25 protein-coding genes are annotated in these 24,990 nt (G+C 50.5%); 7 read left to right on the top strand and 18 right to left on the bottom strand.

Going from position 1 to position 24,990, the window contains the following annotated elements:
• Nucleotides 1-98: 98 nt before the first annotated feature.
• The 15 genes from ACR64Q_RS00965 to ACR64Q_RS00895 all read right to left on the bottom strand — a co-directional run bounded on the left by ACR64Q_RS00965 (nt 99) and on the right by ACR64Q_RS00895 (nt 15,566).
• On the bottom strand, nt 99-2,462 hold the full coding sequence (locus tag ACR64Q_RS00965; RefSeq protein ID WP_313733290.1) for a TonB-dependent receptor: 2,364 nt from the start codon (nt 2,460-2,462) through the stop codon (nt 99-101).
• A gap of 415 nt (nt 2,463-2,877) precedes the next feature.
• Nucleotides 2,878-5,679 carry a glycosyltransferase gene (locus ACR64Q_RS00960; protein ID WP_026603158.1) on the bottom strand — a complete coding sequence of 934 codons (2,802 nt, stop codon included), beginning with the start codon at nt 5,677-5,679 and terminating at the stop codon, nt 2,878-2,880.
• A 306-nt stretch (nt 5,680-5,985) separates the two neighbouring features.
• Nucleotides 5,986-6,183: a winged helix-turn-helix domain-containing protein gene (locus ACR64Q_RS00955; RefSeq protein WP_020483545.1), complete on the bottom strand. Its 198-nt coding sequence runs from the start codon at nt 6,181-6,183 to the stop codon at nt 5,986-5,988.
• A 101-nt stretch (nt 6,184-6,284) separates the two neighbouring features.
• A complete protein-coding gene (gene minE / locus ACR64Q_RS00950; protein ID WP_020483546.1) occupies nt 6,285-6,539 on the bottom strand; it encodes a cell division topological specificity factor MinE in 255 nt (84 codons plus the stop codon).
• Nucleotides 6,539-7,351, bottom strand: coding sequence for a septum site-determining protein MinD (gene minD / locus ACR64Q_RS00945; RefSeq protein WP_036276137.1), 813 nt, complete (start codon nt 7,349-7,351; stop codon nt 6,539-6,541). Before minD ends, minE begins: the two co-directional genes overlap by 1 nt.
• Nucleotides 7,352-7,372: 21 nt before the next feature.
• Complete coding sequence (gene minC / locus ACR64Q_RS00940; RefSeq protein WP_026603156.1) at nt 7,373-8,113, bottom strand: septum site-determining protein MinC; 741 nt, start codon at nt 8,111-8,113, stop codon at nt 7,373-7,375.
• Nucleotides 8,114-8,181: 68 nt separating this feature from the next.
• Nucleotides 8,182-9,540 (bottom strand): magnesium transporter, encoded by a 1,359-nt coding sequence (gene mgtE / locus ACR64Q_RS00935; RefSeq protein ID WP_313733289.1) that lies wholly within the window; start codon nt 9,538-9,540, stop codon nt 8,182-8,184.
• Nucleotides 9,541-9,575: 35 nt separating this feature from the next.
• Nucleotides 9,576-10,433 carry an RNase adapter RapZ gene (gene rapZ, locus ACR64Q_RS00930; protein ID WP_026603154.1) on the bottom strand — a complete coding sequence of 286 codons (858 nt, stop codon included), beginning with the start codon at nt 10,431-10,433 and terminating at the stop codon, nt 9,576-9,578.
• 56 nt (nt 10,434-10,489) lie between these two features.
• Nucleotides 10,490-10,780, bottom strand: coding sequence for a ribosome hibernation-promoting factor, HPF/YfiA family (gene hpf, locus ACR64Q_RS00925; RefSeq protein WP_020483551.1), 291 nt, complete (start codon nt 10,778-10,780; stop codon nt 10,490-10,492).
• 39 nt (nt 10,781-10,819) lie between these two features.
• Complete coding sequence (locus ACR64Q_RS00920) at nt 10,820-12,256, bottom strand: RNA polymerase factor sigma-54 (RefSeq protein ID WP_020483552.1); 1,437 nt, start codon at nt 12,254-12,256, stop codon at nt 10,820-10,822.
• Between the two features lie 13 nt (nt 12,257-12,269).
• The gene (gene lptB / locus ACR64Q_RS00915) at nt 12,270-12,995 is read right to left on the bottom strand and encodes an LPS export ABC transporter ATP-binding protein (protein WP_026603153.1); all 726 of its coding nucleotides are present in this window, start codon (nt 12,993-12,995) and stop codon (nt 12,270-12,272) included.
• The gene (gene lptA / locus ACR64Q_RS00910) at nt 12,995-13,495 is read right to left on the bottom strand and encodes a lipopolysaccharide transport periplasmic protein LptA (protein WP_026603152.1); all 501 of its coding nucleotides are present in this window, start codon (nt 13,493-13,495) and stop codon (nt 12,995-12,997) included. Before lptA ends, lptB begins: the two co-directional genes overlap by 1 nt.
• Nucleotides 13,482-14,048, bottom strand: a complete 567-nt coding sequence (gene lptC / locus ACR64Q_RS00905) for an LPS export ABC transporter periplasmic protein LptC (protein WP_026603151.1) — start codon at nt 14,046-14,048, stop codon at nt 13,482-13,484. Before lptC ends, lptA begins: the two co-directional genes overlap by 14 nt.
• Nucleotides 14,045-14,578, bottom strand: coding sequence for a 3-deoxy-manno-octulosonate-8-phosphatase KdsC (gene kdsC / locus ACR64Q_RS00900; protein WP_020483556.1), 534 nt, complete (start codon nt 14,576-14,578; stop codon nt 14,045-14,047). Before kdsC ends, lptC begins: the two co-directional genes overlap by 4 nt.
• Before the next feature lie 13 nt (nt 14,579-14,591).
• Nucleotides 14,592-15,566, bottom strand: coding sequence for a KpsF/GutQ family sugar-phosphate isomerase (locus ACR64Q_RS00895; RefSeq protein WP_026603150.1), 975 nt, complete (start codon nt 15,564-15,566; stop codon nt 14,592-14,594).
• Between the two features lie 144 nt (nt 15,567-15,710).
• Between ACR64Q_RS00895 and ACR64Q_RS00890 the strand changes: the two genes are divergently transcribed.
• The 7 genes from ACR64Q_RS00890 to hisD are packed head-to-tail and all read left to right on the top strand — an operon-like array spanning nt 15,711 to nt 21,354.
• Nucleotides 15,711-16,529, top strand: a complete 819-nt coding sequence (locus tag ACR64Q_RS00890; RefSeq protein WP_026603149.1) for an ABC transporter ATP-binding protein — start codon at nt 15,711-15,713, stop codon at nt 16,527-16,529.
• A 17-nt stretch (nt 16,530-16,546) separates the two neighbouring features.
• Nucleotides 16,547-17,329: a lipid asymmetry maintenance ABC transporter permease subunit MlaE gene (gene mlaE, locus ACR64Q_RS00885; protein WP_313733288.1), complete on the top strand. Its 783-nt coding sequence runs from the start codon at nt 16,547-16,549 to the stop codon at nt 17,327-17,329.
• A gap of 1 nt (nt 17,330) precedes the next feature.
• Nucleotides 17,331-17,795, top strand: coding sequence for an outer membrane lipid asymmetry maintenance protein MlaD (gene mlaD, locus ACR64Q_RS00880; RefSeq protein WP_313733287.1), 465 nt, complete (start codon nt 17,331-17,333; stop codon nt 17,793-17,795).
• Nucleotides 17,795-18,106 (top strand): STAS domain-containing protein, encoded by a 312-nt coding sequence (locus ACR64Q_RS00875; protein WP_313733286.1) that lies wholly within the window; start codon nt 17,795-17,797, stop codon nt 18,104-18,106. The genes mlaD and ACR64Q_RS00875 overlap by 1 nt, the downstream gene beginning before the upstream one ends.
• A gap of 33 nt (nt 18,107-18,139) precedes the next feature.
• Nucleotides 18,140-19,405, top strand: a complete 1,266-nt coding sequence (gene murA, locus ACR64Q_RS00870) for a UDP-N-acetylglucosamine 1-carboxyvinyltransferase (protein ID WP_313733285.1) — start codon at nt 18,140-18,142, stop codon at nt 19,403-19,405.
• A 15-nt stretch (nt 19,406-19,420) separates the two neighbouring features.
• Complete coding sequence (gene hisG / locus ACR64Q_RS00865; RefSeq protein ID WP_020483563.1) at nt 19,421-20,050, top strand: ATP phosphoribosyltransferase; 630 nt, start codon at nt 19,421-19,423, stop codon at nt 20,048-20,050.
• Nucleotides 20,051-20,052: 2 nt separating this feature from the next.
• Nucleotides 20,053-21,354, top strand: a complete 1,302-nt coding sequence (hisD, locus tag ACR64Q_RS00860) for a histidinol dehydrogenase (protein ID WP_409521150.1) — start codon at nt 20,053-20,055, stop codon at nt 21,352-21,354.
• A gap of 50 nt (nt 21,355-21,404) precedes the next feature.
• On the opposite strand, the gene ACR64Q_RS00855 is transcribed toward hisD, so the two are convergent.
• The 3 genes from ACR64Q_RS00855 to ACR64Q_RS00845 all read right to left on the bottom strand — a co-directional run bounded on the left by ACR64Q_RS00855 (nt 21,405) and on the right by ACR64Q_RS00845 (nt 24,934).
• Complete coding sequence (locus ACR64Q_RS00855; protein ID WP_313733284.1) at nt 21,405-21,701, bottom strand: BrnA antitoxin family protein; 297 nt, start codon at nt 21,699-21,701, stop codon at nt 21,405-21,407.
• Nucleotides 21,702-22,195: 494 nt separating this feature from the next.
• Complete coding sequence (locus ACR64Q_RS00850) at nt 22,196-23,734, bottom strand: P-loop ATPase, Sll1717 family (protein WP_313733283.1); 1,539 nt, start codon at nt 23,732-23,734, stop codon at nt 22,196-22,198.
• 531 nt (nt 23,735-24,265) lie between these two features.
• Entirely contained in the window at nt 24,266-24,934 is a 669-nt protein-coding gene (locus tag ACR64Q_RS00845) for a laminin B domain-containing protein (protein WP_313733282.1), read from the bottom strand.
• Nucleotides 24,935-24,990 lie beyond the last annotated feature (56 nt).

Below are 24,990 nucleotides of genomic sequence, written 5' to 3'. Positions count from 1 at the left end.
TACCCGTTTGACAGGATACAATTAAACTGTGTTATTTGACGCACAGCAAGGATATGACGCACTCTGTCCTATCCTTGCTGGATACATTCAATACCCGGTTAATAGTTAAATTTCAATTCCGCGATATAGGTGCGCTGCGGAAACACGTGGAACAGCCAATATTTTTCGTTAGTGATATTGTCGATACCCGCCGAAAGCGTCAGTTGCTTGGTCAGTTGATATTTGGCACGGGTATCCACAACAAAAAACGCGCTGCCGGTGCCGGTATAGGTATCCGGATTAACATCGCTGTTATCGATTTGCCCATATTGCTGACTGCTATAGCGTCCACTGATTGAAGACGTAAAATCTTTAGTTACATGGTATGTGGCCGTGGCACTGGCGCGCCACTCCGGCACTCTAGGCTGATACTTGCCGACAGACGCAGGCAGAGCCGCATTTTTATCGATGCGCGAATTCGCCCACGTCACGTTACCCGCCAAATCCAGACCATCGATAACGACATTACTGTGTTCACCGGAAAACTCCCAACCATAGGTGCTAATTTGATCGATGTTCTGCGCATAGGACAGGGTCGAGTTTGCGGTGGGACTGAAAGTGGTCTGACTATAGATGGCATCGTAGACTTTCTCGTGAAACAAGCTCAAGCGCAACGAACCTTCGCTCAAGAAATATTGCGCGGAAAGCTCGGAGGACAATGCTTCTTCAGGCTTTAAAGTTGGATTGGGATTGACGATATTAGATGTCCCACTTACGGTGATATTGGTACCCTGAAACAGTTCGGTCACCGTCGGAAAACGGTAAGCCTGTGCAATAGAACTCGTAAATTTCCAGCTATCTGTTGGCTTCCAGGCCAGCGATGCTTTTGGCGAAAACCGTAAATCACTGCGGTTGGATTGGTTGATCGTTCTGCCATTGGTGCCAGTATTGGTACCATCGAAGGCATTCCAGTTTTCTAATCGCCCGCCCAATGTCAGTGTCCAATCCGGATCAAATGTCCATGCTTCTTGAAGCCAGACAGCATTGGTTTCGGTCTTACCTTGCGAATTGGTATTTAAGCGACCTGGTGTACCGTAGATCCAATTGGAGGTTACATATTGTTGGTTGTTTAATTCGTAAAGATCATGATGAAATCCAAAGCTGACATGGTGCGGTCCCCATGCGGAATCCGGACGCCATATACCTTTGGCATCCACGGTATGCCAACCAGTGTCGTTTAAGCTGGTAAGGGTTCCCGCGCCGCCTGCTGTGGCGAGATTGGGCGCAACAGTGGGAGCGCGTTGCTCATCCTGACCGTAATTGATCACGCTGCCGGTCAATTCCCAATCGAAAATACCGCCGGTGTTCGACTTGAGCGCCATGCCGTGGGACCAATGCATCTGCTGGTAATCGTTCTCGGCAAACGTCGAACCCAGACTGTAGTTTCGTCCGTTCATATTGATTATGCCGCTATTTACCGGCCTTCCGGTACTGGCATTGCGCAAGTAGCTATTAAAGCCACCGCTTTCGTCGTTTTGCCACAAACCCAATGTGTACGAGGCTTTTAGGGTTGGCGTGATGTCGTAAGCCAACTTCCATTTAAAATTATCCTGCACCGTATGTCTGATATTACCTTCACCGATGGCAAATATCCGTTGCGTGCCCGTTCTATCGACATCGCCGACGGCACCAGTTACCGGTACGCCACCCGTGCCGGAACTAGTGGGAAGATAGGTATAGCTAATAGGCTGACTATGCGCATCCAAATGACTGACATCAAAGCGCCAAGAAAAATCGCCGTGTCGGCTACCTAGATTTGCCGTGTATTGTTGCGAATCATAGACGTCTGTATGGCCGTAAACATCGTATTCCTGCCAAGTCGACTGCACGCCGCCACCGGCCTCAAATTTCTCGGGCATCCGCGTCGTAATATCAATAACACCACCGATCGAGTTACCGCCGTAGGCTGCGGAAAACGGTCCGTACATCACATCAACCCGCTCGATTTCCGACGGCGATACCATATTCCAGCGCGGCGAACCGGTCATACCGTTGTTATTGCCCAGTAGCGACGATAGCAAAATGCCGTCGGCATAAATCAAGCTGCGCGCACTGGAACCGGTCCCGGAAGTGCGCATCGACACCGGCATTTCCTTGTCGCCGATATAACGTTTGCGCACCAGAATATTAGGTAGATACTTGATCGCATCCTCGGTGTTCATCACGTTGATGGTATCTTCCATCTTCTCGCGGGTAACGCTTTCGGTCACAGCAGGCAATTTATATTTTTCTGTGGCTGTTTGCGTAGCGGCTTTTTCGCTTTCGGCAGTCACAGTCATTTCCGGCAATACAGCGGTTTGATTGCTACCGGTTTTGTTGTCCGGCTTGCCATCTTCAGTCGCCGAGACTCCCGGTAACACAGTGAGCAGCATCGCTCCCAATAAACAGGGCTTGGCGCTAAGTTTGAATTTTGCGTGTTTCATAGGTTAAAAATTGCGAAGGTATGCGATTTGTTATTTCTAAGGACTGATTGTCGGCAAAAGCGCTATTTAAAACACCAAGGGTTTTGGGTGATCTCACACACTTTAAAACAACCGTTTGTAGAGATAAGCAATTTTCAACCCTTAATAAATTATTGCTTTTTTATCAATCAATTAATAAAAAACATCATCAAATACGCTACGCAAATAACCCATTTATGCGGCAAATGCCTCATGTGAAATAAGCCATATAACACAGTTTATTTTATTCACTCCCGCCATACCCTCTGTTTTGGCGCTTAACCTTAAAACCTCAGCAACACATCAGGTAGCAACTGGAACCGGTCCCACCCAAAAAAACAAAAAACCCTTGCCAACTTTAGCCGACAAGGGTTTTCAGAGACTAAGCAAGCAATACTTATTCGTCCGCGTCTAACTCATCGGCGGAGAGTTTTTTGCCTGGAAAATAGTTAGGCGCAACGCTGATCAGGATCGTCAGTAAAGTGGCGACATAAGGCACAGACTGCACCGCCAATACCGCCATCCACAGCCGGCCACTCAAGTTGTCGAAATGCTCGATGGAGCGCATCGCCAGAATACCGGCGACGAGTAAGGTCAGCAGTAACAACTCCTGCCAAATGATCAACAACCCCGCCACCAACGGCCCTTGTTGCTCGTATTTTGGCGTGCGCATGAAGGGCTTGCCGGAGGTGAACAAACCCTGCAAGGTACCGCGTGCCACAGTATGCGTCAGCGACAAACCCGCCAACGCCGCACCTAAGGCATGCAGCATCGAACAAGCCACCCGCGCTTTGTACAACCACAAACCGCGCAAAATCTTGAATGCAAACAAGCCTATGGTCGGCAACAAGAACGCGTTTACCGGCAGTTCGCTGTGAATAGGATCCGACACGATCAGCGCGGTCAATATCAAACTGGTCCCGGTAAACAACAACGCCAGCGCATCGGAAAACCAGGGCAACCAACCCGCCACAAAGTAATAACGCTGCGCGGAGGTCAGCGAAGACTTTTTGTTAGGCAAGAAATGCCGCCAATGCTTTTTGATGATCTGCATAGCGCCGTATACCCAGCGGAAACGCTGCGTCATATAACCAGAGAAGGTGTCCGGCATCAGACCGCGACCAAAAGACTCCTTGCAGTACACCGAGTCGTACCCGGCTTCGTAAAGACGCAAACCCAATTCGCTATCCTCACAGATGCACCATTCGCCCCACGGACCGACTTTGTCGAAGGCCGACTTGCGGACCATGGTCATCGTGCCATGCTGAATGATGGCGTTGAATTCGTTACGCTGCACCATGCCAATATTAAAGAAGCCGGCATACTCCCAGTAGCAAATATCCTTGAAAGTACTTTGACCGGAATCGCGATAATCCTGCGGAGACTGCACAAAGCCGACATTTTCCTGGTCGAAATACGGCACCATCGCTTTCAACCAATCCGGGCTCAAGATGTAATCGCTATCGATCACTGCGATGATTTCTGCGTCTTCGGCGGTATTGGTCAACGCATAATTGATCGCACCGGCTTTGTAACCTGGCCAATTATCCAAATGGAAGAAGCGGAATTTCGGGCCAAGGCGGTCGCAATCATCACGCACTGGTTGCCAAACTGTCGGATCCTTGGTGTTGTTATCCATCACCAATACTTCATAGTTCGGATAGTCGACCTTAGCCAACGCATTCAGGGTTTTCCGCACCATTTCCGGTGGCTCGTTATGAATCGGCAAATGGATGGACACTTTCGGATAACGAAAATCCGCCGAAGGCGTTAACGGCGTAAACGTCCGCCGGCCTTTGCGGTGCCAAATGACTTCGGCTATCTCCAGACTCTCGGTCAATAACACCAAGATTGCCATAGCCTGCATCATTAGCAAAATGGCCCAGAACACCACCGAAAAGCTGGTCTGATATTGCGCGGCCGCGATTGACGCCGACCAGAACAAGACCGATGCCGCCAAGTTGGCAACGATACCGAAGAAAAATTTGCCCGGCAGCTTCAGACTCTTACGAGTGAACAAGAAGGCCGCCATCAAGATAATACTGAGTACCGCAGCCCCACTGGCCCAGTTGCGCCAGGTCGGGTTTGCTAAGACATCGCCTTCCATCGGGAATTTCGGCTGCCGGTCGGCATTGAATAAGCCCCAATAAGCACCGGCGGTACCTTCCAGCTTGATCTTCCAAGGCTGGTCAAACGCTTCGACCACGTAATAAATCACGTTTTCCGCCGTCGCCCGGTTCAGGAATTCGCGCAAAAACTTAGCTTGATTCGCCAACGATGCGCTGGCGGCTTTTTGCGGCGGACCGTCGGACGGCCAACCCACCTCGGTGATCACGATGGTTTTGTTGGGGTACAACTGCTGCAATTCGTAATAACGCTTGAACACATATTCGACCGCATTATCGCCTTCCGCACCTTTGGGTAAATCTACCGGCACACCTTCCCAATAGGGCAGAATGTGCACAGCGATGTAATCGACTTCCGCCGCCAAGGCCGGATTGGATACCCAGATATCCCAGGTTTCAGCTGTGCTAACCGGCTTCCAGGTGCGTTTTTTTACTTCGCGAATATACTCGATCAGTTCGTTGGCTTTGCCAGCTACCTCAGCCTTAACATCCGCCTCAATTTTCAGTTGCAAATCTTGTTCGCTCATTGAGCCAGAAAATTCTTGACGAACTTTCTGCGCGATGGGGCCACTAACCTTGTTTCTGTAACGCAACAAGGATTCGTTACCAACCAGCGTGCGGACAATAGTTTTTGGATATTGATTGGTTAGATTGATCAGACTTTCGACTTCGCGCTGATTTTTATCCAGCCGCTTCTGCGTGTTCTCTAATTTTTTTTGCGGATCGTCCTCAGAGCTGTCGTCATCAACCAAATCCACCCAACACCCCATCGCCAGGTTGATTGCATTCTTGGCCGTCAACTCAGGCACAACCTCCATGCCCTCCAACGAGGTATAAGTTCTTATCGAATGGGCTTTACCGGACAACAACTCCAGATCGGATTGAATTTGCTCCCTGGTGGGAAATACGCCGTCCGCAGGATTGAAATCGCGGCTCTTGGGGTTAAAGGTCACCCCCATCATGGTATCGCTCCAGGATGGCAGTTTTAACGGGTTATTGACGTAAGACCAGATACCCAGGTTGATGACAACCAGTAGCACCAAGGTGAAAAATGTGGCAATTTTGGCTTTCATTTCGACAGAAAGACTCCGCGTTAGAGGGTTATTAGAATCAGTATTTTTATAGTTTTTTACGGCATCACGCAGCCATTCCGTCGGCAAATTAAAATGGGTTTGCTACGGTATCTGATTTCGACAGAGCGCCTGGCGCGTGTCTAAGCGGGCCACGCATTCCTGTCAGGTAACAGATTTACCAACAAAACACAGCGGCATTTAGGAACCCGCCCAAGGGCAAACCCCGGCGACGCTCATACCGGGCAAGGAGCCGGTATTGAATGCCGCCACGCTTAGCTCAACCTTAAGCAGGTTGCGGGAAAACTTTTACTTCAATGAAAGGGTTTCTACGCGGCCTTTCATTTCAATATTAAGTTTGTCTTCTTTAGCCAGCCAACCGATCGCTCGCTGTACGTCGTTCTTACCCAAGCCGGTTTCGGTTGTGACTTTATTAACGCTAGCTTCGCCATGCGTATGCAAATATTGCCAGACTGCTCCAGCTGCTTCGCCAATTGTATCCACCATTTCAACTCCTCATCATTTAAACAACAAAAAAAATCGGGGGGTTTTAGTCGTGCTATCCAGCCTCACGCGGCATAAGCCGCAGCAAAAGCCAGTCAGCACAACTAACGCTCATCAGGCAGCACAATATTAAGTTCCAGGGTTTCCTGGTTTCCATCCTGTTCAAAATTAACGGTAATGGCATCCTGCCCGACATTGACATATTTACGGATCACCGCCAACAATTCTTGTTGCAACTCGGGCAAATAGGACGGCTGATTTCTGGATGCACGCTCATGGGCGACCAGAATTTGCAATCTTTCCTTAGCCAGCGATGCCGTATTGGTTTTCGAGGATCTGAAATAATCTAAGAGACTCATCACTTGCTCCCGAATAGCTTACTGAATAAGCCCTTTTTCTCTTCCTCAATAAAACGATGTGGTTTGGTTTCGCCCAAGTAACGCGCCACGATGTCCGCATAAGCCTGACCTGCATCGCTCTGCTCGTCGAGGATGACCGGCGTACCGGAGTTTGACGCATTCAACACAGACTTGGACTCAGGGATAACGCCCAACAAATGTAACGACAAAATTTCCTGTACATCGTCAACGCTGAGCATCTCACCCAATTTCACCCGATCCGGCGAATAGCGCGACAACAACAAATATTCCTTGATCGGCTCTTCGCCATTCTCGGCGCGGCGCGATTTACTGGACAAAATACCCAGCATCCGATCCGAATCTCTGACGGACGAGACTTCCGGGTTAGTGACCACAAACGCGTCATCAGCGAAGTACATGGCAAGTGTAGCACCGCGCTCTATTCCTGCCGGCGAGTCACAAACGATGTATTTAAAGTCTTTGGACAACTCTTCCAGAATTTTGCCGACGCCTTCCGTCGTTAATGCATCTTTATCACGGGTTTGCGATGCCGGCAATATAAATAACTGGTCGCAACGCTTGTCTCTGATCAAGGCCTGATTTAAGGTGGCCTCGTTGTTGATCACATTAACCAAATCATAAACCACGCGACGCTCACAGCCCATGATTAAGTCGAGGTTACGCAGCCCCACATCGAAATCGATCACAGCGGTTTTATGTCCACGCTTCGCTAAGCCCATCGCGATAGCGGCGCTGGTTGTGGTTTTGCCCACACCACCTTTTCCCGATGTTACTACGATAATTCTGGCCAATGTTGTTCCTCCAAGAAAAGCTTAAATATCTTTGATAATCAGAGTCTGGTTATCCAGACTGATCTGTACGGGCTTGTGCGCGGGATACTTGCTCAAATCGTCGCTGAGCTGGTAAATGCCCGCTATCGAAATCAGTTCAGCTTGCAAATCCGAACAAAAAATACGGCTATTGACGTTACCCAGCACACCGGCTAACGCTCGTCCACGTAAGGAGCCGTATATATGAATATTACCTTCCGCCATGATTTCCGCGCCGGCACTAACGGTTGCGGTGACGATCAAGTCGCCTTTGGCATAAACCCGCTGACCCGAGCGTATCGGCTGGGTGACTAACTTATTTTCTATTGATTGACTAGCTTGCTTTTGCTCTTCCGGCGCGGGTGTCGGCAACGTTTTTGCCGGCGCTTTGTTGACCAGGGGCGCATTGCTGCCGTGCAGGGAATGCTGAGGCAAATTCATAGCCAAGGCATCGCCGTTCTGTTGTTCATTGCCGCCGCGCAGCCCTATCGGCATGAAGCCGTGCTGACGGACGATAGCGACTATTTCGGTGAAATCAATTGGCAGGTTTTGCGCGTTAAGTTTTTGCAGATCGATCAGCAATGGCGAGTTTTTAAAAAACTCGGGGGCTTGAACCACCTTTTCCTTGAGCTGTTGATCGATCAGAGAGATGTCGTTACTGGCTAACAGCAACACCGGCACCGTCAGAGACGTGCTTTTAAACTCCAAAGCTGTTTTTTGCGAAGTAGGTGCGCCGGTTGACATCGAGTTTGGAAAATCCGCTACTGAATGTCCGAAATACTATCATTTTCCGTGACAAAAAGCACAGTTCCTTACAGTAAAAACAAGGTTGCCAAGCCCAAAAATGCCATGAATCCAACCACATCGGTAACGGTGGTCAATAACACACCGCCAGCCAGAGCTGGATCCACACCGATCTTGTCCAACAACACCGGAATCGCCACGCCGGATAAAGCCGCGCATACCAAATTGATCAACATCGCCACGCCAAGTAGCATACCGATATGCGGATTATGGAACCACATCCCGGCCACTACCGCCACCACAACAGCCCAGACCAAACCATTTAACAGGCCCACGGAGACCTCTTTAAACAAAAGACTCAAAGCATTGCTGGTGGTGACCTGCCGCAAGGCTAAACCCCTGACCACCAGCGTCAACGTCTGACTGCCGGCGATACCGCCCATACTGGCGACAATCGGCATCAATACCGCCAACGCGACGATCTGCTGAATGGTGGCCTCAAACAAATCGATGACCGAAGCGGCCAGGAACGCGGTAAGCAAATTCACGCCCAACCAGAGCGCACGGCGCTTGGCGCTACTAAATACCGGCGCAAACATATCCTGCTCTTCGCTCAAGCCGGCCATGCTCATCAACGAGTGATTGGCTTCCTCACGAATCAAACCCACGACGTCGTCGATAGTGATGCGCCCCAATACCTTGCCGTCATCCGCCAAAACCGGCGCGGACAACAATTTCCGCCGCTCGAACAATCCAGCGACGTCGCGACTAGGCATACCGTAGGGAATACCTGAGCTACGGGTATCCATAATCGACTCAACTTTGGTATGCGGGTCGTGCGTCAACAATTGATTAATCGGCAACAAGCCCTGAAACTGCTCTTTGCGATCCACCACGATTAGGCTGTCTGTAGCGGCTGGCATATTCCCGCGCAAGCGTAAATAACGCGTCACCACATCCAGCGTCACATCGGCGCGAATGGTTAAGACGTCGTCAGACATCAAGCCGCCGGCGGTATGCTCGTCGTAGCTAAGCGCCTTTTCGATGCGATTGCGGTTATGTACGCCGATCGATTCCATTACTTGCGACAGCAAGGGCTCGGGCAATACATGCAGCAGATCGACCATGCCGTCAGCACCCATGGATTCGGTAGCGGCTATCAAATCCTTTCTATCGGTGATCTTCAGCAAGCTACTGCCCACTTCGACATTTATTTCAACCAGAATTTCGCCGATCACACTGGGCGGCATCACCGCCCACAGCTTGGCGCGCAGTTCCGGCTCCAACGACTCGAGAATATGCGCCGCTTCCGCCGGGTATAAGGAACGCACTAAGTTCCTAATCTCGATCAGAGAGTCTTTTGCCAGCACTTCGATGGCGCGATCTAAAAGATGCTCGGTATTTTCAAGCTTTGCTGCAGATGTCATGGGTAAAAACCAAGAAATTGGGCTGGATAGTTGCGTTAACGCAATTCCCGATGCCTGACGATAACGTTAGGAGTAATAGTTTGAAAGTGCTTACTCAATGCCTCAACCAAGTAAACCGAACGATGCTGACCACCGGTACAACCGATCGCTATGGTTAAATAACTGCGATTATCCGACTCGAAGCGCGGCGCCCATCGACCGATGAAATAACCTATGTCATGCAGAAACTCTTTCACGATCACTTCGTTCTGTAAAAAATCGATGACCTCGGTGTGTTTGCCGGTCAATCCTCGCAACTCCGGCGCCCAATAGGGATTGGGCAAACTGCGGGCATCGAACACAAAGTCGGCATCCAACGGGATACCATATTTAAAACCGAAGGACTGAAACAAAATCGACAAAGAACTTTTGCCTTTTTCACCCAAACGGTTTTTCAGTAAATCCCGTAACTGATGATAATGGGTGTAACTGGTATCGATGACTATGTCGGCACGCGTCGCCACCGGCCGCAGCATTTCCCGTTCGATTTCCAGAGCCTCACGCAGCGGCCGGCTTTCGGTCGTCAACGGATGGCGGCGGCGCGTTTCGCTGTAACGCTTCAGAATAATATTCTCGTCCGCTTCCATATAAACCAATTCGCAATCGATGCCTTTGTTGCGAATAAAACTCAAACTATCCGGAAAATCCGCCAACTTCTGGTTACGGTTTCTGGCATCGATACCGATAGCGGTTTTACTGTAGGTCGCCGGATCTTTCAGCATCACATGATCGACAAAATCGTCGAGCAAGGTCACGGGAAGATTGTCGATACAGTAATAGCCGCAATCTTCCAACGTATCTAGGGCAATACTCTTACCCGATCCCGATAAGCCGCTAACAATGACTAGTTTCATATCCAAACCGATACAGAGCAAATTACCTTATCCACTCTGTACCGCTCGACCTCAACTTAACGATGGTTCTGATTTTTTTCTTTATGTTTGACGATTTGTCTATCGAGTTTGTCGACCATATTGTCGATAGCCGCGTACATATCTTCTTGTACATCTTCGGCATACAGTTTGGCACCGCTGATTTGCACGGCTGCTTCGGCTTTTTGCTCAAGCTTCTCAACGGTCAAAATGACGTGAACATCAACGACATTGTCGAAATGACGTTTGATTTTGCTAATTTTTTCATCCACGTAGGCTTTTAATGCTTCGGTGACTTCTACGTGATGACCTGTGATACTGACTTGCATGGAATACTCCTGTTTTTAAAAATTATTCTTCCAGATTGATCAAATGTGCCTTTTCCGCTGGCTGGTTGAAGGAATGGACATCGCTTCCCGATATTTGGCAATGGTGCGGCGCGCGACATTAATGCCCTTCTCATTCAATAAGTCCGATATTTTACTATCGCTCAATGGCTTGGCCGGGTTTTCACTGCCGACCAACTCTTTTATCAGCGCCCGAATCGCGGTCGCCGAACACTCTCCCCCGCCATCGGTACTGACATGGCTGGAGAAAAAATATTTAAACTCGATCACACCGTGCGGGGTGTGCATGTATTTTTGCGTGGTGACCCGAGAGATCGTCGATTCGTGCAATTCCAATTCCTCGGCAATATCGCGCAAGACCATCGGCTTCATCGCAATCGCGCCGTGCTCGAAAAAATCGCCTTGTTTTTCGACAATGCTTCTCGCCACACGCAACAAGGTGTCGTTACGACTATGCAGGCTTTTAATAAACCAACGCGCTTCCTGCAGATGGTTTTTCATGCTGACATTGTCATGGCTATTGTCGGCACGTTTGATCATCCCGGAATAAAAAGGATTGACGCGCAATTTGGGCGCTATCTCCGGGTTTAGATTAACCTGCCACTGCCCATTCACTTTGGCAACAAACACATCCGGCACCACATATTCGACGTCCGAATCCTGCAAGCGTGCGCCAGGTTTGGGGTCCAGGGTTCGAATCAGCGCCAGCACGCCTTTCATCACGTCCTCAGTCAAGCCAACCCGTTTCATCAACCGGGCTTGGTCGCAACTGGCCAACAAATCCAAATGCCTATGCACGAACTCCAAAGCTTCCGACCGATAAGGCGTCGTAACCGGCAATTGCTGTAGCTGTAAGCCCAGACAATCGGCCAAATCCAGCGCAGCCACACCGACGGGGTCAAAGTTTTGCACCATATGCAGCACAGCCAAAACCTCATCCATTTCCAAGCCTTCCAGTTGATCCTGCAAGCCCTGAAAAATATCAGTCAATTCGCTAGTCACATAACCATCGTCATTGACGGCGTCGATGATAGCCGTGGCAATTGCATAATCGCGGTCCGAGATCGGAATCAGTTCCAACTGCCAGACCAGATGATCGCGTAAAGACTCTGACTTACCGCGAAAGGCCTCAAACTCCGGACTATCGCCCTCATCGCCGCCGCTGGGCAACGAACTTTCGTAAACGTCGTCCCAACTGACATCGACCGGTAACTCATCCGGCATATCCGTTTGCGAGCCCTCGCTGGTCTGCTGATCGGTGTTTTCCAGCTTTTTGTCCCTGAACTCGAGATTCGGCAGCTCCTCTTCATCGATCTCCAACATCATGTTGGATTCCAGGGCTTGCTGGATTTCCTGTTGTAAATCCAAAGTCGACATTTGCAACAGCTTGATGGCCTGCTGCAATTGCGGCGTCATGGTCAGACTCTGACCGATACGGAGTTGTAGAGATTGCTTCATGACTATTCGAATTTCATAAACTAAATTTCTCGCCCAGATACACTCTACGCACCTCTTCGTTATCCACCAACTGGCGCGACTGGCCTTCGGCGATAACCTTCCCATTGTTCAAAATATAAGCGCGATCACAAATCTCCAATGTCTCCCTCACTTTGTGCTCGGTAATCAAAATACCGATACCACGGTGCTTCAAGTGAGCAATGATTTTTTGCAGCTCCAGCACTGAAATCGGATCGACCCCGGCAAACGGCTCGTCCAGCAGGATAAACTGCGGCTCGCTCGCTAGCGCCCTGGCAATTTCCACCCGGCGCCGTTCGCCGCCTGACAAACCCAGCGCCACCTGATTCCGCAAGTGGTTGATATTAAACTCTGTCAGTAACTCGTCAATCAACAACTCGATTTGCCCATCGGTCAAATCGGCCCGAATCTGCAATACCGCGCGTAAATTGTCGGCCACACTCAACTTACGGAACACCGAAGCCTCTTGCGCCAGATAACCTATTCCCAAGCGCGCCCGCCGGTGCATCGGATGATGCGTGATGCGCTGCTCGTCGAGAAAAATCTCGCCGCTATCGGCTTTGACCAAACCCACCATCATGTAAAAGCTGGTGGTTTTGCCGGCTCCGTTCGGGCCCAGCAAACCTACTACTTCCCCGGTGTCCACCCGCAGGCTGACCCCATCGACCACATTTCGGTTGTTGTAGCGTTTAAACAGCTGTTCCGCAACCAATCGCGCCATTATTGCGCCTGCTTGGGCTTAGGTTTAATAACCGAGTGCACGCGCTTGCCGTCGGATTGCGCCTCACCAGCCTTCAGCAAGGAGTTTTTGGTATCGTACTCGATATACTCACTGGATTGTTTGGCGTCACCCTGCCAGACCGAGGCATTTTTCATAAATTTCAGCAAATTCTGGTCGGGATAAAATTCGTTGATCAAACCTTCCCCGTGCATTTCTTCCTTGCCAACCGCCGGCAACTGCTTGAATCGCGACGGTTTACCGGTGGCAATCAATTTGATAATCGCGCCATCCTTCAGATAAACCACCAACTTGTCGCCATCGATTCTAATCGTCCCTTGAGTAGCAACCACATTGCCGGTATAGGTGCTGATCTGCGCCTTTTCGTCGTAAACCGCATTATCCGAGTCGATGTAGATGGGTTGCTCGGAATCCGACTCCAGACCAAACGCCACCCGTGCCGAGAATAACAGGCCTACACCGACCATTTTACTTAATTTCATAGCGACCTTTCACTTTGGACAACAATTTCAGGTGAATCGGACTAACAAAAGTCGCTTCCATTCCTACTCCCGCCGTTTTGTTGGGCGGGCTGATGATCTCCGCCCACGCCTGTGTCTCCGCATAATGGCTGGCGAGTTTCACCCGCAAATCCGATGTATTGATGGTCAGCGCCGAATTGGTTTTCGAGGCTTCCCGGTTGATATAAGCACTACCGTTGAGTTGTAAATTATCGCCGTCCGCCGCCATCACGCCGCTGTCGGCCCTGATCAGCCAAGGCATCTGGTTGGGGTTATACAAAGTCATCACCGGCTTTTCCAGATGCGTACTGCCGTCGGCTTTAAAGTGCTGCATTTTTTCCGCGGCCAATTCGCTTTTCGGCACGCCGTCAATATTCATCTCTTTCTTGAAATAACCCAAACTAAAAAAATCCGGGCTATTCTCGGCAATTTTCATTTCGGCGTCACGTTCCTCATTCAACTGCACCAGCCACCATGACAACAATGCGGCCAAGCCGACATAAATAAAAATCTGGAGATTTTTCAGTACGGTCATAAATAGGTTTGCAGCACGCCGTCAAAGCTACCTTGGACTTGCATGATTAAATCGCATACTTCCCGAACCGCGCCTAAACCGCCGGCAGTATGGGTTTGCCAATGAGCATAATTTTTTAGCACGAAATTAGCATCTTGCACCGCGACCGCGAAACCCACTTGCCGCATAACCGGCAAATCCAGAATGTCGTCGCCGATATACGCCACTTGTTCCGGCGTTAGGACCAGACGCTGCAAAATTTCCGCGAATGCCGCGCGCTTGTTCTCGTGACCTTGGTAGACGAGCTCGACCCCAAGACTCTGCATACGCAGCGCGACCGAATTGGATTTGCGGCCGGAAATCACCGCCACTTCCACACCGGTCTGCCGCAACAATTTAATACCATGCCCGTCACGCGCGTGAAAACATTTGTATTCTTTGCCGTTATCGTCGAAAAACAAACGACCGTCGGTCAGCACCCCATCCACATCCAAAATCAACAGCTTTAGCTGCTTAACAATACTCAGTAATTGGGAATTTAAATCGAACATCACTCGTCACTCTTCAGACTATGCCGGCCCGCAGCAAATCGTGCATATTCAACGCGCCCAACAATTTTTGTTGGCTGTCGACGACCAGCAGGGCATTGATTTTTTTACTTTCCATGATTTGCATGGCTTCCGCCGCCAACATATCCACATCGATCACTTTACAAGGACCGGTCATCACTTCGGCGATGCGTGTCGCATGCACATCCAGATTTTTTTCCAGCATGCGCCGCAAGTCACCGTCGGTAAATATCCCGGCGACCCGGCCTTCGCCATCGACCACTGCGGTCATGCCCAGCTTCTTGCCGGTCATTTCCAGCAAGGCATCGCTCACTAAAACGCTATCAGTGACCACCGGCACTTCAGTACCGCGGTGCATGATGTCGTTAACCTGCAACAACAAGCGCTTACCCAAGCTACCGCCTGGATGCGATAAAGCAAAATCGTCACGGGTAAAGCCCTTGGTTTCCAATAACGACACGGCCAACGCATCGCCCATCACCAATGCCGCGGTGGTGCTGGCAGTGGGCGCCAAACCCAACGGACAAGCCTCTTGTTCGACAGCAACATTGATGTGTACGCTGGCAAACCGGGCCAAAGCCGATTCCGGATTGCCGGTCAACGCGATCAGCGGCACGCCTAGTCGCTTAATAATAGGCAATATCGTCAGGATTTCTTCGGTTTCGCCGGAATTGGACAAAGCCAGCACCACGTCCTGCCGGGTAATCATGCCCAGATCGCCGTGACTGGCTTCTCCCGGATGCACAAAAAAAGCCGGGGTGCCGGTACTAGCCAGCGTGGCGGCAATTTTACCGGCAATATGCCCGGATTTACCCATGCCGGTGACCACCACCCGGCCTTTACAGGCCAGCAGCAAACGGCAGGCGCTAACAAATTGTTCATCGATGCGTGCAGCCAAGCCGGCAACCGCCTGCATTTCGGTCTGAATCACCGCCAACGCCAACGCCTGTATGTCTTGATCACAACCCACGCAAATTAACTCCACGCACCGAAACAAAAAGGAACCATTATTGCATGTTATTAACCGACTTTTCACCCCAAGTCATTGACTTATTCTCGGCCAGTCATAGAAAATAGCCTGCTCCCAATCCCAAAACTCTTTTGATTCCGGTAGATGGCCAATAGCGCAAGTCCTGAAGACAATATCGTTTCGATTAGTAACTTGAGCTTTTCCAGAGGCCCCAGAAAAATTTTCGACGCCGTCAGCCTGGAAATTCAGCGCGGCAAAGTCACGGCCATCATGGGCCCCAGCGGCACCGGCAAGACCACGCTATTGAAATTGATCGGTGGTCAGTTGACCCCGGATCGCGGCCAAATTCATGTGGACGGGCAAAATGTTCACCGCCTGAAAACTCGCGAACTCTACGAATTGCGCAAACGCATGGGCATGCTATTCCAAAGCGGCGCCCTGCTCACGGACATGAGCGTCTACGATAATGTGGCGTTTCCCATGCGCGAACACACCCATTTGCCGGAATCGATGATCCGCACTTTAGTATTGATGAAGCTGCACGCGGTGGGCCTACGCGGCGCGCGCCATTTAATGCCCAACGAATTATCCGGCGGCATGGCCCGACGGGTGGCTTTGGCACGTGCGATTGCTCTCGATCCGCTGATGATCATGTACGACGAACCGTTTACCGGCCAGGATCCGATTTCCAAGGGCGCACTGGTGCACTTGATCAAGTCGCTGAACACCACGCTGGGCCTGACCAGTATCATCGTCTCGCACGATGTACAAGAAACCGCTGCCATCGCCGATTACATTTATGTCTTGTCCGGCGGCAAAATCATCGGCCAGGGTACCCCACAAGAGTTACAGCAGTCCGATTCGGAGTGGGTACAACAGTTTATGCACGGCGATGCCGACGGCCCTGTACACTTTCACTATTCGGCGCCTGATTATCTCGACGACCTGCTGGCCAGCAAATAACCACCCTGTATTCAACAATGCTTCAATTTCTGCAAAATCTAGGAAAAACCACTCGCAGCAGCTTTGCCAAGCTCGGCCGTGCCTCGTTTTTTCTGAGCCACACCTTAGCCGGCATCAGTGATGTGGTGCCGCGCCCCAACTTGCTGATCAAGCAGGTGTATTCGGTCGGCGTTTTGTCATTTCTGATTATCACCATCTCCGGCCTGTTCGTCGGCATGGTTTTAGGTTTGCAAGGCTTTAACATTCTGTCGGACTTCGGCGCCGAGGAATCGCTGGGGGTCATGGTCGCGGCGTCATTGGTACGCGAACTGGGACCTGTGGTATCGGCTCTTTTGTTTGCCGGCCGGGCCGGCTCGGCGTTGACCGCGGAGATCGGCTTGATGAAGGCTACCGAACAATTATCCGGCATGGAAATGATGGCGGTCGATCCGATCAAGCGCATTATTTCACCGCGCTTTTTAGCCGGCTTTCTGTCCATGCCTTTATTGGCCGCCTTGTTTAGCGCCATCGGTATCATGGGCGGCCATCTGGTCGGCGTGGGCATGCTCGGCGTCGACGACGGCGCATTTTGGGCGCAGATGCAGGCCAGTATCGATTTTCAAGAAGACATCATTAACGGCATTCTGAAAAGCGTGGTGTTCGGTTTCGTGGTGTCCTGGATTGCCTTATTCGAAGGCTACGATGCTATTCCTACTTCAGAAGGCGTCAGCCGCGCCACCACGCGCACTGTGGTCAATTCAGCCTTCTCGGTTCTGGCACTCGATTTCATTTTAACCGCACTCATGTTTGGAGACATTTAACATGCAGCATTCCAAGACCCAGGATACTCTGGTCGGTTTTTTTGTCGCCAGCGGCGTTGCCGCCTTGTTTTACATGGCGCTGCAAGTCAGCAATCTCGGCAGCTACACGGGCGACGACACCTACACCGTGATCGCCCACTTTCAAAATAGCGGCGGCCTGAAAGTCAAATCCCCGGTGTCCGTGGCCGGCGTGCGCATCGGTCGGGTTTCGGCAATCCGGCTGGATAAGGACAGCCACGAATCCATCGTGGAAATGCGCATCGAATCGCAATACAACAATCTGCCCAGCGATTCCGGCGTCAGCATTTATACCGCCGGCCTGCTGGGCGAGCAGTACGTCAGCCTAGACCCCGGCTCATCGGATGAGTATTTGAAGGATAAAAGCACCATAGACATCACCAGCTCCGCCATCGTGCTGGAAGAAATGATCGGCAAATTCATGCTGAACAAAGCGGAAGGCAAATAATGTCCAAGCTGACATTAACCGAACAGTCTCCGGGCCACTTTACCGTGGAAGGCAGCCTGACTTTTGCCAGCATCGACAAACAAACCTTGCAATCCTTTAAGTTTTTGAAAGGCATGGATAGCATGTGCATCGATCTAGCCAAGGTACAAACCACCGATAGCGCCGGTCTGGCCTTGATGATCGAATGGATCAGGCTCAGCCGAATGGGCCGGGTCAAGCTGTCTTTCAAGAACATCCCTGCTCAGCTGCAGGCATTAGCCAAACTCAGCGGCCTAGACGAAACCGAATATTTTGCAATCCACACGCATTAAGCTGCGTTCCAATTTACAAACCAATAAAAATCCATGGATAAATTACTGATTACCGGCGGTCAACCGCTGCACGGCGAACTGAGAATCTCCGGCGCCAAAAACGCCGCTCTGCCTATTCTCGCCGCCACCCTGTTGTCCGACGTCCCAGTCAGCGTCGGCAACATCCCGCATTTGCACGACATTACTACTACGATGGAATTGTTGGGACAAATGGGCGTGCGCCTGACCGTCGATGAAAAAATGAACATCGAAGTCGATACCAGCACCATCGATAAGTACGAAGCGCCTTACGAATTGGTGAAAACCATGCGCGCCTCGATTCTGGTATTAGGACCGTTACTGGCCCGTTTCGGCGAAGCCTATGTCTCGCTGCCCGGCGGTTGCGCGATCGGTACCCGGCCGGTGGATATTCACATCGACTCCCTGCTTAAAATGGGTGCCGACATTACCGTCGAAGCTGGCTATATCCACGCCAAGGTTAAGCGCTTGAAAGGCTGTCATCTGGTGCTGGATAAAGTCACCGTGACCGGCACCGAAAACATCCTGATGGCCGCAACGTTAGCCGAAGGCATCACCATTATCGAAAACGCCGCGAAAGAACCGGAAGTCACCGATCTGGCGCATTTTTTAAACAAAATGGGCGCCAAAATCACCGGCGTCGGCACCGACATTCTGACCGTGGAAGGCGTGGAAAGATTAGGTGTGGAAGGCTTGCATTACGACATCCTGCCAGACCGCATCGAAACCGGCACCTATCTGGTAGCCGGCGCGATTAGCCGCGGCCATGTCAAACTGAAAAACACCGACCCATCAACGCTGGACGCAGTTCTGGTGAAACTGAAAGAAGCCGGCGCCGACATCACCTGCGGTGAAAACTGGATCGAACTGAATATGCACGGCAAACGCCCGAAAGCGGTCACCGTCCGCACTGCGCCTTATCCGGCTTTCCCGACCGATATGCAGGCGCAATTTACCGCGCTGAACTCCGTCGCCGAAGGCGTGGGCTTGATCACCGAAACCGTGTTCGAAAACCGCTTCATGCACGTGCAAGAACTGCAACGGATGGGCGCACAAATCAAGCTGGAATCGAATACCGCGATCTGCACCGGCAGCAGTCAACTAAAAGCTGCGCCAGTCATGGCCACCGACTTGCGGGCGTCCGCCAGCTTGGTCTTGGCCGGCTTGGTGGCGGAAGGCGAAACCCTGGTGGACCGGATTTATCATATCGACCGTGGCTACGATCATATCGAAGAAAAACTGTCGCAACTGGGCGCCACCATTCGCCGCGTTCCTAACTAACCTCATCGCAAAACCATGTTGACCATTGCCGTATCCAAAGGCCGTATTTACGAAGAAGCCCTGCCCTTCCTGGAACAGGCCGGCATCACGCCGATCGACGATCCGGACAAAAGCCGCAAACTGATTCTGCAAACCACCCGTCCCGACGTGCAGTTGGTAATCATCCGCGCCACCGACGTTCCCACCTTTGTAGAATACGGCGCGGCGGATATGGGTATCGCCGGCAAAGACGTATTGATGGAGCATGGTGCGGAAAGTCTTTACGAGCCGTTGGATTTAGGAATCGCCGGTTGCCGCTTGATGACTGCCGGCCCGGTCAATGCCCCGGAAGTGAAAGGCCGTTTGCGGGTCGCCACCAAATACGTAAAAACCGCGCAGAGTTATTACGCCAACTTAGGCATTCAAGCCGAAATCATCAAGCTTTACGGCTCGATGGAATTGGCGCCGCTAGTTGGGTTGGCCGATTGCATCGTCGATTTAGTCGATACCGGCAACACCCTGAAAGCCAACGGCCTGGAGCCACGGGAACTAATCGCCAACATCACCTCTCGACTGGTGGTGAATAAAGCGGCGATGAAAATGAAACATCAAGCCATTCAAGCACTCATCGATCAGTTCGAAACCACGTTGGCCCAGAGGGCGTAATCATGACTGCTATAAAAATGCTCCGCCTAGATAGCGCGGCAATCGACTTTGAAAAACAACTGCAAGCCCGCCTAGCGTGGGATGCCAGCGACGATCTGGAAATACACAAACGGGTGTTGGACATCATCGCCGACGTGAAAAAACGTGGCGACAAAGCCTTGCTGGAATATACCAACCGCTTCGACGGCACCGCCTTTAAAGCCGCTGCCGAACTGGAATTGGACCGAACTGCGTTGCAACAGGCCTGGGATACTTTGCCCAGCACCCAGGCCATTGCTTTGCAAACCGCCGCCGACCGAGTCCGTGCTTATGCCGAGCATCAAAAACTGCAATCCTGGCAATTCACCGAGATAGACGGCACTGTGTTGGGGCAAAAAGTCACGCCACTGGATAAAGCCGGCCTGTATGTGCCGGGCGGCAAAGCCGCTTACCCATCCTCGGTCTTGATGAATGCGATTCCGGCCAAAGTCGCTGGCGTCGGCGAACTGATTATGGTGGTCCCGACCCCGCGCGGCGAGACGAATGCGCTGGTATTGGCGGCGGCGCATGTCGCCGGCGTGGATAGAGTATTCACCATCGGCGGCGCCCAAGCCGTCGCGGCCTTAGCGTATGGCACCGAATCGATTCCGGCGGTGGATAAAATCGTCGGCCCCGGCAACATTTACGTCGCCACCGCCAAAAAGCTGGTGTTCGGTCAAGTCGGCATCGACATGATCGCCGGCCCGTCCGAGATATTGATCATCTGCGACGGCCAAACCAACCCGGACTGGATTGCGATGGATATGTTTTCGCAAGCCGAACACGACGAAAACGCCCAAGCCATTTTGATCAGCGACGACGCCGGTTTTCTGCAACAAGTCGAAGCCAGCATCAACAAGCTACTACCGGAAATGGAACGCGCCGACATCATCCGCGCCTCGCTAAGTGGACGCGGCGCGTTTATCAAGGTCGCTAACTTGTCCGAAGCCGCGCAAGTCGCCAATCGCATCGCTCCGGAACATCTCGAGTTGTCCGTAGCGGAACCGGAAGCCTTGTGCGAGCAAATCCATAACGCCGGCGCGATCTTCATGGGCCGCTTCACCGCCGAAGCGCTGGGTGATTACTGCGCCGGGCCTAACCACGTCCTGCCCACCTCCAGCACAGCCCGTTACTCGTCACCTTTAGGGGTTTACGACTTCCAAAAACGCAGCAGTTTGATCAATTGCTCGGCGGTTGGCGCGCAGAATTTGGGCAAGATTGCTTCGGTGTTGGCGCGGGGGGAGAGTTTGACCGCGCATGCGCGGTCGGCGGAGTTTAGGATTTAATCAACAAACTCGCGGAGGCCGGATAAGTGAAAGTATTTCCGGCCTGCAAATTATGCGGGCGAATGATCCTTCAGCCATTCTTTCAAGGCATCGTTCATCCTAGTCTGCCAGCCTTTGCCGCTAGCACGAAAAGCCTCCAGCACCTCTACATCCAGCCTAATCCCGGTAAATACTTTCGGTGAATCCTTACGTGGCCGGCCACCTTTAGGACTAAGCATTTCAACCGCCTGCTCCGTCCCAAATAACTCGGCAAACACCTCGACGGCGGGGCGCATTTGTTTAAAATCGGTTTCGGTCAATTCGCGGACTTCGCCGTCAGCATCAGTCAACGGTAATGGTTTTGCCATATTTACGGGTCTCTCTTAAATTTTGATCTCGTTCCTACGCGCCCAGTTGTAACGCAGAATGACCGCGCCGGCGTTATTGTGTCGCTCTCGCGACAGGTTTATTTAATGTCGGGTCTCGGCCCGACAGCCGAGATACTTTCTTTTGCTTGGCCAAAAGAAAGTATCCAAAGAAAAGGCCACCCGGAATTCCGCCTTAATCCTGCGCTTCTCGCTTTTGGCGAGGGTTTTCGGAAGGGCCATCCTTGGCCCTCCGAAAACGAGCGGCATCCCTGCCGCTCCCCTACGGGCTAATCTCGCCAAAAGCTGCGATGCTCGGGGCGGAATAACGGGATAAAAGCCGTTATAAAATCAAAATTTGTAAGTGAATTTTGGAGTTGTTTTAGACGGGGTTGGATGACATGAAACCCAGCAATACACAAACCAATAACATAGGCATCTATCGAAAGCGATGCGCTTAACCTTCGTTCAACATATGCCCAATCATCGAGCAATCATTAGTCTTCTCGATCCCTATTTTCTCGCAAATTTAAGGCTCGAACCAACCCCTCATGAACTCGATATTCATCAGAATCTAGAAACCCTTGGGCAGGATAGAAGCACTTAAACTTCCATTCATTCGAATCTCCTAACTTAAAACCAATAATAGAATTATCAAAAAGAAAACGCAGATGATTAATAACCTCACCAGCTGACAAAGAAACTCCTAAACTTTGCAACTCTCTTTGTAAGTCTTCTTTAGTGAAATTAGTTGAAGCGTTATTTTGGAACGCGTCGAAAAGCTGGGTAATTATTGGCTTCTGCACTTTCCATTCATCTAGTATCTCTTGCTTCAGCCACTCCGAATAGCTAGGTTCAGCCGAATATATTGATTCCGCCTCAAGAGTTTGAAAAGATATTTCTTTTTCAGCGAAAGGATCATTCGCCTTGTCCTTCATTGCTTGAATTATTTTGCTAGTAATTGAAATAAGATCTCTGGGCCGCATCATTGTTCTTTTTAACAAATAATTGAGAGGCTTTGCTCGTTGTCGCATTTCACGCTTTTCAAACAACTCTTCTATATCAGTAATAATTTCTTGGCGAGCATTTTCAGCATAATAATTAATTCTCCTAAGCATAAGATTTGATAGTGTAACCTTGTTCCACTTCAAGAGAGCCCCGCAATCCTCCCTAAGCTTATTAGCATCGTTAATACTCAAGACGTCAAAGATATCTTCCCTCAAAAACACAATTGGTCTCAACATACCTTTGTATTGGGAAGTAATAGAGTCGCAAGCTGAAACTAAGCCCGCAATGACTCGTTTAGAAGATTCATAGGAAACCTCATCCCAAGCTTCATCTACTCGATCAAAACAGATAAATACTCTTGGCCAATCCAAATTGATTTCCTCTAAAGAGCACTCAAGATTTTTAATTAAATTCTCGATATTTTCAGACAGAATCTGTTTCATTGTTCCACTTTGCTGAACCGTCTCAAATGAAACATCTCCCCCATCAATGGTAATTGAGTCCAAGTCACCATTTTCAAGGTCAAATCCACCCTTTGGCAAGGAAAGGCCTGAAAGGCTAAGTAATTTTCTTCCAACAATTTGCGATATAGATGGAATGGGCGAATCAAACAACTTTTCAAGCAATTTATTTGCTTTTTCAATTTTTCTTGGGATTTTCTTGGAATTATTTTCTAACCAAGATTTATAAGCTTTAATTGATTCTATTATGATTACAAAACGCCATGATTGTTTATAGGCCAAGGATTCTGCTTTATTTTCGTCTATCAATATTTCATGAATCTTCCAATTGTAGTCATCGAATGACAATGGAATGAGCAGATCACTAGCCTGTATAAAATTTTCTCTATTTTCTGAAAGATGTTTAAAAACAGCAGTTTTTCCTGCTCCTTTCCTTCCTAGCACTAAAAATGAGGTGGGGCTCTCAATCACACTTTTTAATACTCCATTATCAAAGAAATATTTCGAAAGCAAGTCATCCCTTTCAGCTGAGACTTTACCAACTTCTATCCAGTCTAGAATACTCACATTAATTCCCTAAATAGTTAAAAAGCGTTGACAAATAGCGTTCAAATTTATTGTCCCATGACAATGCTATTACTTAACACCCATATGGGATATTTTACTAAAGTTCTTAAGGCGACAAATTTTAGCCGGTAGACGACAATGGGTATAGCGGCATGCGTTTTACGTTAGTTACTCATTGGGTGTATTCCGCACGCTAATGCCTTACGAGTTACAGGCAGTATAAATGATAGCCAATTTCAAATTCCGCAGCATTGTTTACTCCCGTATGCCGCGCCGAGCACCGGAGCTTTTGAACGGATTAGCCCGCAGGGGTGCGGCATGGATGCCGCACGTTGACGAAGGGGCAGGAAGCCCCTTTCGGCGACCCCGTTCAAAAGCGAGGAGCGCAGGGAATAAGCGGCATCCGGGCCGCCTTTTCTTTGGGTACTTTCTTTTGGCGGAGCAAAAGAAAGTATCTCGGCCGTCGGTCCGAGAACCGACATACAAAAAACCCGTCGCGCCAGCGACACAACGACATAACGAGTCAGCGCGTTACGCTCGACGAATACGCGACCCAAACCCCGCAACCCCCACGCCAAACAACCAAAACGCCCCCGGCAACGGCACCGTTTGCAATACCACATTATCCAGCCCTGCAGTTTCAAAAATGCCGTTGGTATATTCCCCATGAATATAAAGCCCACTCAAGTTGGACAACACGTTATGAAAATCACTTTGGCTGGCGAACACCCCGTCTGTGGTGCCCAGTCGCCATTCGGAGGACGGTGCCAGACTCAGGCTGACATGAGTCCAACCACTGTTTGGGACGATGTTCGGATTGCGTTTCCATAGCAATCGTTGGCCATTGCCGACCAACATGACGTCGGTGGTCTGCCAATTGACATCGCCATCGCGATAAGTCAGATCGTAAGAAAGTCCGGTAGCTCCAACCTGCGAACCCAAAAAAGCTGCGGGCGCAGAGAAGGTAAAATCGCCCCCGTCCGGATCACTGGCGGCGAGATAATTGCCGGGATTGCCACCACCTGACACGTAACTGGGTTGGTATTGACCAATGATCGAATAATTGTTCTGGCTGAAATCGGCAAAACTGACGATTTGCCAGTTCTCGCTGTCGACATCGAACGAACTGGACACGCTGGCGAGAATCGGCTGCGAAGTCAATAATGCGATAGCAACAGGTAATAACTGTTTTTTGTTCATGGTCGGTACTCCCAAGGTAAAAGCCCGGCATTGAGATCGGGCAACGTGCTTGCTTG

The sequence above is a fragment of the Methylomonas sp. 2F7 genome, from assembly GCF_057126975.1.
Note: the sequence above shows the minus strand (reverse complement) of the source record. Positions and strands in the feature narration are given on the sequence as shown.

Coding starts and splice junctions, on each gene's coding strand:
- lptA (WP_026603152.1), bottom strand. CDS start 13,495: ATGAAATTAAGTAAAATGGTCGGTGTAGGCCTGTTATTCTCGGCACGG.
- lptC (WP_026603151.1), bottom strand. CDS start 14,048: ATGACCGTACTGAAAAATCTCCAGATTTTTATTTATGTCGGCTTGGCC.
- mgtE (WP_313733289.1), bottom strand. CDS start 9,540: ATGACATCTGCAGCAAAGCTTGAAAATACCGAGCATCTTTTAGATCGC.
- minC (WP_026603156.1), bottom strand. CDS start 8,113: ATGTCAACCGGCGCACCTACTTCGCAAAAAACAGCTTTGGAGTTTAAA.
- kdsC (WP_020483556.1), bottom strand. CDS start 14,578: ATGTTCGATTTAAATTCCCAATTACTGAGTATTGTTAAGCAGCTAAAG.
- hisD (WP_409521150.1), top strand. CDS start 20,053: ATGACTGCTATAAAAATGCTCCGCCTAGATAGCGCGGCAATCGACTTT.
- ACR64Q_RS00855 (WP_313733284.1), bottom strand. CDS start 21,701: ATGGCAAAACCATTACCGTTGACTGATGCTGACGGCGAAGTCCGCGAA.
- ACR64Q_RS00960 (WP_026603158.1), bottom strand. CDS start 5,679: ATGAAAGCCAAAATTGCCACATTTTTCACCTTGGTGCTACTGGTTGTC.
- mlaE (WP_313733288.1), top strand. CDS start 16,547: ATGCTTCAATTTCTGCAAAATCTAGGAAAAACCACTCGCAGCAGCTTT.
- ACR64Q_RS00965 (WP_313733290.1), bottom strand. CDS start 2,462: ATGAAACACGCAAAATTCAAACTTAGCGCCAAGCCCTGTTTATTGGGA.
- ACR64Q_RS00920 (WP_020483552.1), bottom strand. CDS start 12,256: ATGAAGCAATCTCTACAACTCCGTATCGGTCAGAGTCTGACCATGACG.
- hpf (WP_020483551.1), bottom strand. CDS start 10,780: ATGCAAGTCAGTATCACAGGTCATCACGTAGAAGTCACCGAAGCATTA.
- ACR64Q_RS00845 (WP_313733282.1), bottom strand. CDS start 24,934: ATGAACAAAAAACAGTTATTACCTGTTGCTATCGCATTATTGACTTCG.
- ACR64Q_RS00890 (WP_026603149.1), top strand. CDS start 15,711: ATGGCCAATAGCGCAAGTCCTGAAGACAATATCGTTTCGATTAGTAAC.
- minE (WP_020483546.1), bottom strand. CDS start 6,539: ATGAGTCTCTTAGATTATTTCAGATCCTCGAAAACCAATACGGCATCG.
- rapZ (WP_026603154.1), bottom strand. CDS start 10,433: ATGAAACTAGTCATTGTTAGCGGCTTATCGGGATCGGGTAAGAGTATT.
- ACR64Q_RS00875 (WP_313733286.1), top strand. CDS start 17,795: ATGTCCAAGCTGACATTAACCGAACAGTCTCCGGGCCACTTTACCGTG.
- mlaD (WP_313733287.1), top strand. CDS start 17,331: ATGCAGCATTCCAAGACCCAGGATACTCTGGTCGGTTTTTTTGTCGCC.
- lptB (WP_026603153.1), bottom strand. CDS start 12,995: ATGGCGCGATTGGTTGCGGAACAGCTGTTTAAACGCTACAACAACCGA.
- murA (WP_313733285.1), top strand. CDS start 18,140: ATGGATAAATTACTGATTACCGGCGGTCAACCGCTGCACGGCGAACTG.
- ACR64Q_RS00955 (WP_020483545.1), bottom strand. CDS start 6,183: ATGGTGGATACAATTGGCGAAGCAGCTGGAGCAGTCTGGCAATATTTG.
- hisG (WP_020483563.1), top strand. CDS start 19,421: ATGTTGACCATTGCCGTATCCAAAGGCCGTATTTACGAAGAAGCCCTG.